The organism is Pseudomaricurvus alcaniphilus (genome assembly GCF_011440395.1).
Lineage (GTDB): Bacteria > Pseudomonadota > Gammaproteobacteria > Pseudomonadales > Cellvibrionaceae > Pseudomaricurvus > Pseudomaricurvus alcaniphilus.
In genome coordinates this window covers 138,492-151,491 of record NZ_JAAOIX010000013.1, presented here as the reverse complement: position 1 = coordinate 151,491, position 13,000 = coordinate 138,492, and the positions used below count along the sequence as shown (strand labels likewise).

Genomic DNA, 13,000 nt, shown 5'->3' with positions numbered 1-13,000 from the left:
TACGTTAAACTTGTCCATGGTCTCCTCCTGCTTCTGTCGATAGAGAACGAATTGTTCACCCTCTATTCAGGCACATTGCGATGCCGCTGGGAAGAGGAGGAGACCATCTCATCATCCATGGGGGCTCCACGACAGCATCCCTGCTGTCGAGGGTCTTGAAAGCAAGCCCCCGAAGCCAGACCTAACATAATGCCGGCTGCAAGACGCTTAGCTTAGGTGGTAATTAGGAAACCCTATACACCCGGATACCCGGTATTCCCCGTGCCCGGGCAAAACAACAGATATTTGCGCTAGATCAACTGGATGGCTGGTGGCGGCAGCACGCCATTGATTTTTGCCGTTTAGCCCCCAATTCTGAATAGGAAATTACCAATACACTTGGGGTGAAGTATGCGAATGGATCGTTTAACCAATCAGCTACAAATGGCGCTGGCCGATGCCCAGTCACTGGCGGTGGGCCGTGACCACACGCAACTGGAGCCGACCCACCTGATGCTGGCGATGTTGGACCAGCAGGGCGGTGCGGTGCGGCCACTGTTGGCCCAGGCCGGCTTTGATGTTACCGGCGTGCGCAACGCCCTGGCCAAGGCGCTGGACGGCTTGCCGCGGGTGCAGAACCCCACCGGTGAGGTGCAAATGTCCTCCGAACTGGGGCGCCTGCTCAACCTGGCCGACAAACAGGCGCAGAAAAATGGCGATGCCTATATCTCCAGCGAGTGCTTCCTGCAGGCGGCCATGGGCGACAGCAGCAGCGCGCTCGGCAAAATACTGAAGCAATATGGCGACGCCCAAAAGCTCAATGATGCCGTTAAAAAAGTGCGCGGTGGTGAGTCGGTGGACAATCCGGAAGCGGAGGGCAATCGCCAGGCGCTGGACAAGTACACTATTGACCTGACCGCCCGCGCCGAGGCGGGCAAGCTCGACCCGGTTATTGGTCGCGACGATGAAATTCGCCGCACCATCCAGGTGTTGCAGCGGCGCACCAAGAACAACCCGGTACTGATCGGCGAGCCCGGCGTGGGTAAAACCGCCATCGTCGAGGGACTGGCGCAGCGCATTATCAACGGCGAGGTGCCGGAAGGGCTGAAGAACAAGCGACTGCTGTCGCTGGACCTCGGCTCGCTGCTGGCCGGCGCCAAGTTTCGCGGTGAATTTGAGGAGCGCCTGAAGGCGGTCTTGAACGAGCTGGCGAAACAGGAAGGCCGCATTATCCTGTTTGTCGACGAGCTGCACACCATGGTGGGCGCCGGTAAGGCCGAGGGCGCCATGGATGCAGGTAATATGCTCAAGCCGGCGCTGGCCCGCGGAGAACTGCACTGCGTCGGCGCTACCACGCTCGACGAGTACCGCAAGTACGTCGAGAAAGACGCCGCCCTGGAGCGGCGCTTCCAGAAAGTGCTGGTGGACGAGCCCAGTGAGGAAGACACCATCGCCATCCTGCGGGGCTTGAAAGAGCGTTACGAGGTGCACCACGGGGTGGATATCACCGACTCGGCGATTATCGCCGCGGCGAAATTATCCCAGCGCTATATCACCGACCGTCAGCTGCCCGACAAGGCCATTGACCTGGTGGATGAGGCGGCCAGCCGTATTCGCATGGAAATCGATTCCAAACCGGAAGAGATGGACCGCCTGGAGCGGCGTTTGATTCAGTTGAAAATCGAGCGCGAAGCGGTGAAGAAAGACACCTCCGAGGCGGCGAAAAAGCAACTCAATCTGCTGGATGGTGAAATCGAAAAGCGGGAGCGGGAATTTGCCGACCTGGATGAAATCTGGCGCGCGGAAAAAGCGGCGCTGCAAGGCTCTGCCGGGGTCAAGGCCAACCTGGAACAGGCGCGGCTGGATATGGATGCCGCTCGCCGCGCCGGCGACCTGGGGCGGATGTCCGAGTTGCAATACGGTGTGATTCCGGAGCTGGAAAAACAGCTGGCCATGTCTTCCGATGTTGATATGGTGGATATGAAGCTGCTGCGCAACAAGGTCACCGATGAAGAGATTGCCGAAGTGGTGTCCAAGTGGACCGGCATTCCGGTCAGCAAAATGCTCGAGGGTGAGCGGGAAAAACTGCTGCGCATGGAAGACGCCCTGCACAAGCGGGTGATCGGCCAGGACGAGGCAGTGGTCTCCGTCTCCAACGCGGTGCGGCGCTCTCGCGCCGGGCTGTCCGATCCCAATCGGCCTAACGGTTCGTTCCTGTTTTTGGGGCCCACCGGGGTGGGTAAAACCGAGCTGTGCAAATCCCTGGCGGAGTTCCTGTTCGATACCCAGGACGCCATGGTGCGCATCGATATGTCCGAGTTTATGGAGAAACACTCCGTGGCGCGCTTGATCGGCGCCCCTCCCGGCTATGTGGGTTACGAAGAGGGCGGCTACCTGACCGAAGCGGTGCGGCGCAAGCCCTATTCGGTGCTGCTGCTCGATGAGATCGAAAAGGCTCATCCCGATGTGTTCAATATTTTACTGCAGGTGCTGGACGACGGCCGCCTTACCGATGGCCAGGGTCGCACCGTGGATTTCCGCAACACGGTGATTGTTATGACCTCCAACCTGGGCTCGGATGCGATCCAGGAGATTGCCCGCAACCGTTCGTTCGATACCATCAGTTTTGATGACAGCGGCAGCGAGCAGGGTGATTCCGCGGCCAATGAAAACCGCTATGAAGCCATGAAAGCCGCAGTGCTGGAAGTGGTGGGCGGTCATTTCCGGCCGGAGTTTATCAACCGCATCGACGAAGTGGTGGTGTTCCACCCGCTGGCGCGGGAGCAGATCCGCGGCATCGCCGATATCCAGCTCGATATATTGCGCCGGCGCCTGGCGGAACGGGAGCTGTCACTGGACGTGAGCGACGAGGCGATGGACAAGCTGACCGCGGTGGGCTTCGATCCGGTCTACGGCGCGCGGCCGCTGAAGCGGGCGATCCAGCAGTATGTGGAAAACCCGCTGGCGCAGGATGTATTGGCCGGCAAATTCGGGCCGGGGGATACAATCCATGCGACGGTGGAGGGGGATCGGATCGTTATGCAAAAGTAGTCCGTATCTGCTGCTGCAGTTGCAGGTACTTGCGCGGCCGGGTTTATTTAGCAGTTAAAACGTTGATTGTAAATTTTATTGACGTATTGAAGCGACCCAATTTAAGCCCGGAAGCGCAAGTTATTGTTTTCGAATACGTTGCATTTCAAAAGCTACTGTAAGAAAAGCTGACGCAAGTGATTTGATGTTCTTTGAGGTGCTTTGAAGTCTTGGTAACTTTCTGATTTTTATATGATTTTATAAAAGACGTGCAACTGCGAGTTTTATAAGAGCGGTTGTCGAGAGTCTCAGTGCTCGCTAGCTTGACCTTTCCCTGCCGTTGTTGGTTGTCGCTCGATTCATTATTGGCGCCGCTCTAAAACCATTGTTTTTATAGGGCCTAAGTGCTTGCCGAGAGAGCTTTGCAAGCTGCTATCGGCTTCTCGACAACGAAGATTGTTCGCTGGCCTGCTTCTTGCTTTCCTACTGCTACAGATTTATAAAAAATTTATAAAACAAAAAATCAATGCAGGAGCAACTCATGCAGCTGAAATCCCGACTTCGTTTTGGTCTCCCCGCTTTAGCTCGATCACTGGTAATTATCTTTGGTTTGTTTGGCAGCCACCTGGCTTCGGCTTCCTTGATGAACGCCGACTTCAGCTCCGGCTTTGACTTTTGGAGTGGTGAGATTGCGACATTTGATGTCGACTCGGCAGCACTTACTTTCGGGCCGACTCCTTTGCCGTTGGTGGTTGACGATAATTACAGTCTTGTCGCTGGCGGGGCGAAGATAAGTAACAGTTTTGACCCTACGGCAGGTGTTGCGGGTGTCGAAACTTTTTTTATCTCTCTGTACCAGGACTTTACTGTTGATGCTATTGCAGCTGGCAGTACTCTTGAGTTGTCGCTAACGGTGATAGATGGATTAACTGGTCCATTTGATGGAGCCGTGCAATTGATAGACTTGAGTGGTGGCTTGGCGGATCTGGATTTAACGGCGGGCGGCGCATTTGATATTACCGCCTGGGCTGGCTTAACAACAGCCAGTTTTGTAGTGTTTGTTGACGACTTCGATTTCTCATTGCCTACTGCTCCGGATATGCTGACTGTTAGCGGTATCACCTTCACTGAAACACTGGCCGCAGTACCTGAGCCCGCATCGATACTGTTGATTGGGTTAGGCCTTTTAGCTCTGCGTCGCAGCAGGGCGGGTAAATAATAGCTATAAAAAACCAGGCGCCTGGCATTGAGGCGCTTGTCCATTTAAAGGGTTGTCAGCCTTGGATTTGATGGCCCACCTGTCGCAACAGGAGAAACTGGATCATGGTAACTTCAGCGCTCGATTTCAAACTACTGCAACGCACCGCCCTGTTTGTTGGGGCGTTTTTTGCGTTATTAATGGCCGCTCTCTCAAGCCAGCCTGCAGCAGCAATAACGACAGGCTCATGGCAGCCTGTGACGGATGCAACGGTGGTGCAGGGGAATCGGGTGTATGCACGCGGCATCGGTTATTACACTGACAATACCATCGCCCCCGGCGGAACCACTCCTACCGGTATGTTGCGTTTGGTAGTAACCAGCAGCAGTCATCCAGTGAACAACGCTGATGGCGCTGACGATTCAGGTAATCCTGTCTTTATGTTAGCGTCGGTCAACGACACTACCCGAATTGAATTCCAAATGCGCCGCGCGGCCTTTGCGTATACTGCCGAGCTGCAGCAGTTTGTTGATGATATTGCTCCAGTCGACTCTGACGGCGATGGTATCCCGGATAATGAGGACGCTTGTCCCCAGGACCCGGACAATGATGTCGATGGTGACGGTGTTTGTGGTGATGTCGATGAATGTCCATTAGACGCCGATAATGATATCGATGGCGATGGCATTTGTGGTGATGTAGATGCGTGTCCGTTTGACATTGATAATGATTCTGATAGTGATGGCAGCTGTGACTCCGAAGATGCTTGCCCCAATGATCCGCTGGATGATGTCGATGGCGATGGCGTATGCGGTGATGTAGATATTTGTCCTATCGATGCCGCCGATGATTCAGACAACGATGGCAGCTGTGACTCCGATGATATTTGTCCTGCTGATCCGGACAACGATATCGACGGTGACGGCTTCTGTGCCAACGAAGATATCTGCCCAACTGACCCCGGCAATGATTCAGATGAAGACGGCATTTGTTTCGCCGACGATCTCTGCCCGGACGACCCAACCAACAGCTGTGTCACTGTTAACGGCCAGGTGTTCGGCAACGGGTCTACTATCTTTGCCGCTAGTGTCAAGATTGGCACCAATACCGTGGAAACGACCACGGATGAGGCTGGCTTTTTTGCGGCCGGGGTAGGCAATGGTGAAGTTGCCAGCAACGGTTCGGGTAAATTCTTTCCCGTAAAGGTCAAAGCGCCCGGGTTTGCGACGGGTAACGCCAAGGTCAATATTGTGCCCGGCCAGACTGACTACGAGATTACCGTCAATCTGCAGCAGATCTCGCAGACTTTGGAAACCGACGATGACCTGAATGCAGGCGTTGAAATCAACAGTGGCGGTAACCCGGTCGGGTCCCTGCAGATCCCTGATGGCTCTCTGCCGGACGGTGTTACGGAAATCAGTGGTAACATTACCTACCTGGATCCCGCGACCAACGATATCATTGCCGGGCCAGACCTGTTGGCTCTGCCCGCCGGCGCCAACCCTAATGACACCCCGGTGACGCTGGAAACTTTCGGCATGATGGAGTTCGACCTGGAAGACCAGGACGGCAACCCAATCAGTGAGCTGGGAGGTCCGGCGGAAGTCTGTATGAAAGCACCTGCAGGCTTGGCTGAGGGCGATACAGTTCCGCTCTGGTACTACGATGAAGACGCCGGATTGTGGAAGGAAGAAGGTGAAGGTACGGTTGAAGTACGCAACAGTCAGCTGCAGATCTGTGGTGAGGTCACCCACTTTACGTGGTGGAACTACGACCAGCCCATTAATACCCACTCCTGCTTCAAGTTCCAGATGAAGGATGCCATTAGCGGCACTCCGCTGACCGGCTTTAGCTGGTACGCCGAGGGTGTGACCTACAGTGGCACTTCGCCCAGCCGCTTCTGTACCGATAATGCCATTCCCGAGAGCTTTGACTCGCTGACCGTGAAGAAGAGCCCGGATGTTGGCGCCGCTGAGCAAATCAGGGTCTATACGCTGGTCAATTCCATCAAGTATTACTTGCACCGCTTTGGTGACAACGACTATCGCTTGCTGCAGAGCCAGGCCGGAGCAACGGTGTTCGATACTCCCCGAGATCAGGGCAGTTGCCTGAGTGGTACACAAAGCGGAGTGTGTGTGCCCCTGGACTTTATGGATGCCTCTCCGGACGGTATGCTCTCGGTGTCTGCCGATATCAATTTCCCGCCGGTTATCAGCCAGTTCACCCTGTCGGACTTGACCGTGCAGCTTGGCGCGACCGCGACGGCGATGGCAACGGTGACCGATCCCGAGGGGACAGATGTCAGTGTGGCATGGGAGACCCAGTGTAACTTCTTCGGCAGTTCCAGCGGTGGTTCCGTATCCCCCACCGCCGGGGGACCTTCGGCCTCAGGCACTACCTTTGATACCGAGTTTACTGCGCCATCCTCACTCAGCTCGATTTTTGAGTCCTGTTTTGTGGATATTACCGCCACGGATGCGGATGGTAATTCGTCCACAGCGCGGCGTTACTTAACTGTCGTGGGCAACTCGGAATTCCTGTTTGAAGGTACCCTGTACGGCATCGACGGAGAACCGCTGCCTGGGAATAACGTCAGGTACTTCAATTTCTGTGATGGAGACCAGATTGATCTCACGGTGCAAACAGATAGTAATGGTTTCTTCCAGATTCCGGTGGACCTCGGTAATTGCGGCTTTTTGCCGGGTGAGTTCTTCTACGGAAACCTGGGTAGCTTGAATGTTCCGTATTTCAACGGCCCCGATTTCTGGGACCGCTGGATGGAAATCAACAGTATTTTCGGCTACTACGGCGAGTTCTTTGGTGATTTCCAAAACTGCAATGTGGAGGCGGATGGCACTACCCAGTGTACGGTGGATGTTTACCTGCCCACCCTGTGGACCCCCTTCAGTGGCAACTATCATCGTACCAATGAGGAGGCCGGTATCGATCAATTGATAGACTTTGATCATCAGGGTATTTACGGAGGTTATTTCGCCACCGATAGCTTCTTCGATCGGGCCGATGACCCAGGCAGTTTTCCTGCTCCACCGGTTCCCTTTGGCCCTGCAGAAGTGCCTTTGGGCGGGGCGATCTTGACTGCGTATACTGAGACCGGCCCGGGTAGCAACAGTTTTGTGCAATCCTTCGGTGCGTTTGTGCTGGTGCCCAGTCTGGAGCCGTTCAGTCACGATGCCGCCGACTCGCCCAGCGTGACAGTGCCTACCACAGTGAAAGTGTTTGATGATGTTGGCGATCCGCAGCAGGGTTTCTTCGTTGATTCCTTCTTTGATGTGTTTTTCAGTCTCAACAACATAGACCCTATAGAGAACCTGGTGACGGACGCTGATGGCGAGGTGCAGTTCGACTCTCCACTCGGCCCGGTGTTTGTGGATGCTGCCAGCACAGAAAATGGTTTCGATTTTTATGGCGGTGGTTATGCCCGAGTGCCTTCTGTACCGCTGCTGATTGATCTTAACAGCCCCGATACCTGTACAGTTGTGGGGACCGCGTATGATGATTTCGGTCAGCCACTGGCAGATAGTTCATTTTTCTATTACTTCGATAATGGAGTGATCTTTGACTCTGTAGAAGTAAATACGGATAGCGATGGTGCATTCAGCTTTAACGTAGCACCAGGCCAGTTGTATATTGATTCGTATTTTGGAGGTGAATTCGGTTTTGGTTCGGACTTCATTGACAACTGCCGAAACAATCGAGTTATTCGCAGGGACCTTCGCCTGGTGGAAGACTTTTTCTTCGGCCAGGAGTTTTGATTCGGAACCGATAGTGGCAGCCCATCTTTGCTGGATGGGTTGCCACAAACCAGACATCAAAGTGTCGCAGTTTGCAGGTGGCGACTACAGCAGCAGAGGAATTGATTATGCAAGTGATTACAGCACGCCGTACGAGCCTACGGTGCATAGTTGCAGCTTTGGCAGGTCTAGTGCTCTTGTCCGGGGTGGCATTTGCCAGCCCGCAACAAGGGGCGAGTGTGGAAGAATTGCGACTCCAGCAGCATCAGCAGAAGTTTAAAGCCTTCAAGCAGAGCCGCGACAAGGCGGCGGCGGAAAAAGACATGGCTATTCGCGCAGAGGCGGCTCGGTTAATCCGGGAGAAAGCCAACCAGAATTGATGCGCCATCGCAAAGCCGACCATGTGCCGGTTATTGCTCCAGCAGGCCTGGGGAGATAATCGGCACCGGCTTAAACATTGTTCGTGCTTAATATTGCTATCAATTCTTGCTGTTGACTGACTTGCTATTGAAAAGTTGAATTATTCAATATGGTAAACCTAACGGGTTTATTGAACAGATTAGTCCCCTGATTGCTTTAACGCACGCTGCAGCACGTCAGTTGATACTGCGCCTTGCAGTAGCAGTACTGATTTCCCTCCCACAAGAACAGTGCTCGGCGTAGCATTTATTCCCAGTTGCACCGCTTCTGCCCGATCCCGTGATACTTTAGCCTGCTGTCGATTTTCGCTCATGCAGCTCTCCAGCTTATGCCACTCGATTCTTTCCTTCAGGGCGGAGCGGCGAATCAAAGCGATGCTGTCTGTGCCAGTTGGTCGAGGCAGGGATAATAAATTTGCGGCAAAGCCCCAGAATTTATTTTCCCCGGCGATATCGGCGACACACTCGGCAGCCGTTGCTTCGGCTGAAACGCCATTGTCTGCGAGGGGGAAATGGCGGAATACCCAGTTAATCTTGCCGCCTGAGGTATGTACCTCGCGCATTATTACCGGGCGAACCTTTCTGCAGTATGGGCAGTTAAAATCCATATAGGTAATCAGGCTGATGGCGGCACTCTTACTGCCATAGATGTGATCCGAGTCAGCAGCGACAGGCCGAATCAGCGCGGTGTCTTGCAGCAACCGAATTCGTTGCTGTGAGGTCGCCAGTGACTGCGCAGGTGCAAGCGTATCGGGCAATTCTCCCTCACTTGACGAAGTCGGCGCACAGGTCAGCGAAATTAACGCGCAGAGTAGGAGTCTGGCAGGCGGCATAGAGCTTTACTCGCTCAGCGGCAGGTTAGTTATGGATTTTATTATACGGTCTGTCCGCTGCAGAGTCTGTACCCGGGGGGCGGTTAATTCGACCTAAGTTGAATATCTCTGCTGGTTGAAAATGGGTACACTCTCTAAGGGGTGTGGCGTTTTTTATATTTTGCCGCACCGGACGGCACCTGGGGCCTGAGAAGTTAAAAATAAGAGCTGCAATACAAGGCGCGATTGATTGGATAGCCAATTACTTTTATTCCTGGTATGCGCCTACGGCGCCCTGCTGTTTGCGGTGGCCTGGTTATCGGAACGCTACGGTTACTACCTGCGCCAGATTCACTGGTGGCGGCCGCTGGTGTACGCCCTGTCTATAGGCGTCTATTGCAGCTCCTGGACCTTTCTCGGCGCGGTTGGGCAAGCGGTGGAAAATGGCTGGTATTACCTGCCCATTTACCTGGGGCCGATTTTGCTGGTGTTGTTTGGCTGGCCCTTCCTGCGCCGCTTGTTGATCGTCAGTTCGCGCAACAAAGTGACGTCCATTGCCGACTTTATTGGCTCCCGCTATGGCAAGAGCCAGCGCCTGGCGGCAGTGGTCACCCTGGTGCTCGTGGTGGGTACCCTGCCTTATATTGCCCTGCAGCTGCGGGCGGTGGATATCGCCTGGTCGACCATCAACTGGGTGGACACCGGCTCAGTTCGCTTCGATGCCATATCGAGTTTGATCGCGGCGCTGGCCATGGCCTGGTTTGCCATCCTGTTTGGCACCCGGGTTATCGACGGGCCCGATCGCCACCGCGGCATGATTACCGCGGTGGCGGTAGAGAGCGTGGTCAAGCTGGTGGCGTTTGTGGCGGTGGCGCTGCTGGCGGTGTCGTTGCTGGGGCACGCCGATTTTGCCCAGGTCACAACGCAGCCCAATTACTCCCTGCAGCAATTCACCAGCCCGCTCTTTTTTACCGAGTTGCTGCTCAGTGCCATCGCCATTGTCTGCCTGCCGCGCCAGTTTCATGTGCTGGTGGTGGAATACCACAAGCGCAGCGACCTGCGCTATACCCGGGTTCTGCTGCCGATCTATTTGGCCCTGTTTGCGCTGCTGGTTTTGCCGCTGGCTCAGGCGGGTACGGTCTTATTTGCCGGTTTTGACCTGGACCCCGACAGTTACGTGTTGACCCTGCCGCGTTGGGCCGGCAGCGAGCCGATTATGGCGCTGACGTTTATCGGCGCACTGTCGGCGGCCACCGGGATGGTGGTGGTGGCGACGGTGGCCCTGTCGATCATGATTTCCAATGAATTGATTGTGCCGGCCTGGCTGCGCACCAGTTCCCGCCGGGGTGAACGGGCCACCGACTTGAGCGGTCCGTTGCGCTTAATTCGCCGTGTCTCCATTGTCGTCGTGTTATTGCTGGGTTGGGCGCTGGAGCGGCTGATGAGCACCGCCGACGGGTTGGCCTCCATGGGCCTGATCTCGTTTGCCGCCACGGCGCAGCTGGTGCCGGCGGTGGTGGCCGGTCTGTACTGGCCGCGCGGTCACTCCCGCGGAGTGCTGGCGGGCCTGCTGGCGGGGATGCTGCTGTGGTTCTATTGTCTGTTGCTGCCCACGGTATTACCGGCCGATGACCCGCGCCTGGCGGGGCTGTTTGGGATCGAGTGGCTGGCACCCGCCAACCTGTTCGGTATGGGCTGGCTCGACCAGCTCAGCCACGGCGTTTTCTGGAGTTTGCTGGTCAACAGTTTGGTGTTCCTGCTGCTGTCGCGTAAGATGACCCTGAGCCTGCTGGATGAGCGCCAGGCCGATGCCTTTACCCGTTTGCGCTGGCGCGCGCGGGGTAAACACCTCGACATGGAACCCTCTGGTATTGAGGTGCAGCAGCTGCAAGCGCTGATGGACCCGCTGGTGGGCATGGATCGCACCCGGGAGCTCTGGGGTGACTTTGAAAAGCGAGTGGGGCACCGTCTGTTACCCCACGACCAGGCCCCAAAATTTGCCGTTGCGGCCATTGAAAGCGACCTGGCGGCGATTATCGGGGCGGTGTCCGCCCATCGTGCCATGCAGTTATTGATGAGCCAGCAGCCGCTGCAGCTGCAGGATTTTGTCTCCCTGGTGGGGGGCAGTTCGCGACAGATCCAGTTCAGTCAAAACCTGCTGCAAACCACCATTGAAACCATTCCCCAGGGCATCAGTGTGGTGGACAAGGATTTACGCCTGGTGGCCTGGAACGAGAAATTCCAAAAGTTGTTCGATTTTCCAACCCGGTTGTTGTACGTGGGCTGCGATATCGAAAAAATCTATCACTACAACGCCCTGCGCGGGTATTTCGGGGATGTGGCGGATGCCAGTGTCAGTGTGCAGCGACGCCTGGATCAATTGCGCGCCCGCACCTACCACCGACTGGAGCGGGTCCTGCCCAGCGGCGAGGTCATCGAAATCCGCGGCACCCCGCTGGCCAATGGCGGCTATGTCACCACCTACACCGATGTCTCGGACTACCATGAAATCATGCAACAGCTGGAGCAGTCCAAGGCTACCCTGGAGGACCGGGTCAATAGCCGCACTGCCGAATTGCGGGAGGCCAATAGCCTGTTGCAGCGGGAGAATGACCTGCGCGCCCGGGTGGAGCAGGAGCTGAAGGAGGTGCACGCCAGCAAGAGTCGTTTCCTCGCCGCGGCCAGTCACGATTTGCTGCAGCCGGTCAATGCGGCGCGCCTGTTTGTCGCCTCCCTCAATGAAAAGCTGCAGGGGCGCGAGGGTAGCGCCCTGCAATCGGACGTCACCTACCTGGACGACGCCCTGGCGCAGATGGAGCAATTGATCAGTTCCCTGCGGGAGATCTCGCGCCTCGGCTCGGGCAAGGAGCGGCCCAAGCGGGAACACTTTTCCATCGACAGCTTACTGGCGCCATTGGCGGCGGAAGCCGGGGCGCTGGCGAGCAAGCAGGGGCTGGATTTTCGCTGGCGCCGCTGTTCGGTATGGGTCTACAGCGACCCTCACCTGCTGCGCCGGGTACTGCAAAATTTTATTTCCAACGCCCTGCGCTATACCCGTACCGGCAAGGTGTTGCTCGGTTGCCGCCGCCACGCCGAGTGCCTGACCATAGAGGTTTGGGATACGGGCAGCGGTATCGCCGGAGAGGACCAGGAGCGTATTTTCGAGGAGTTCCAGCGCCTGCCGGCAGCGGTGGGTAATCAGGGCCTCGGCCTGGGACTGTCCATTGCCCAGCGCATCGCCGCCATGCTGGAACACCCCATCAGCCTGGCTTCAGAGCCTGGCAAAGGCTCGGTGTTTCGGATTACCGTTGGCCTTGGCGAGCGCCAGCAGGAGTCCACCGCAAAACCCGCAGCCGACCCTTTGCTAACCAATATCCCGGTGTTGTGTATTGATAACGAAGAGACTATCCGGGCGGGTATGCAGTCGCTGTTAACCCAGTGGGGCTGCCGGGTCACCACGGCCGCCACGTTGGGCGAGGCTTTGAGTCGTTGGTCGGACTCGAGCCCGCCGCAGCTGATTTTTGCCGATTACCACCTCGATCATGACACCGGGCTGGATGTGCTGGAGGCGCTAAGCTATCACTGGCAGCAGGCCCTGGCGGCCATAGTGTTGAGTGCCGATAACAGTGATGAGGTGCGCGAGGCGGTGCAGCAGGCCGGCTACCTGTTCCTCGCCAAACCGGCCCACCCGGCGGCTTTAAAAACGGTGATACGCCGTGCCCTGCGGCGCCGGCGCGCCAGTGCAGGTGAGCGATAGTATTGAGCGAGGCCTGGTTCTGGTGAGGTCTGGTGTCAACGAGGTCCCGGCCC

General features: G+C 56.3%; 6 protein-coding genes. 5 read left to right on the top strand and 1 reads right to left on the bottom strand.

Annotation, left to right across the window (positions count from 1 at the left end; all coding sequences use genetic code 11):
• Window positions 1–390 precede the first annotated feature (390 nt).
• The 4 genes from clpB to G8764_RS20745 all read left to right on the top strand — a co-directional run bounded on the left by clpB (window position 391) and on the right by G8764_RS20745 (window position 8,339).
• Entirely contained in the window at window positions 391–3,030 is a 2,640-nt protein-coding gene (gene clpB / locus G8764_RS20760) for an ATP-dependent chaperone ClpB (protein ID WP_166167734.1), read from the top strand.
• A 520-nt stretch (window positions 3,031–3,550) separates the two neighbouring features.
• Entirely contained in the window at window positions 3,551–4,228 is a 678-nt protein-coding gene (locus G8764_RS20755; RefSeq protein ID WP_166167731.1) for a PEP-CTERM sorting domain-containing protein, read from the top strand.
• A 236-nt stretch (window positions 4,229–4,464) separates the two neighbouring features.
• Window positions 4,465–7,980, top strand: coding sequence for a hypothetical protein (locus tag G8764_RS20750; protein ID WP_166167728.1), 3,516 nt, complete (start codon window positions 4,465–4,467; stop codon window positions 7,978–7,980).
• A 218-nt stretch (window positions 7,981–8,198) separates the two neighbouring features.
• Window positions 8,199–8,339 carry a hypothetical protein gene (locus G8764_RS20745; RefSeq protein WP_166167725.1) on the top strand — a complete coding sequence of 47 codons (141 nt, stop codon included), beginning with the start codon at window positions 8,199–8,201 and terminating at the stop codon, window positions 8,337–8,339.
• A gap of 179 nt (window positions 8,340–8,518) precedes the next feature.
• On the opposite strand, the gene G8764_RS20740 is transcribed toward G8764_RS20745, so the two are convergent.
• Window positions 8,519–9,136 (bottom strand): DsbA family protein, encoded by a 618-nt coding sequence (locus G8764_RS20740; RefSeq protein ID WP_166167722.1) that lies wholly within the window; start codon window positions 9,134–9,136, stop codon window positions 8,519–8,521.
• 304 nt (window positions 9,137–9,440) lie between these two features.
• Between G8764_RS20740 and G8764_RS20735 the strand changes: the two genes are divergently transcribed.
• Window positions 9,441–12,947 (top strand): PAS-domain containing protein, encoded by a 3,507-nt coding sequence (locus tag G8764_RS20735; RefSeq protein ID WP_166167719.1) that lies wholly within the window; start codon window positions 9,441–9,443, stop codon window positions 12,945–12,947.
• The last annotated feature ends 53 nt before the right edge of the window (window positions 12,948–13,000 follow it).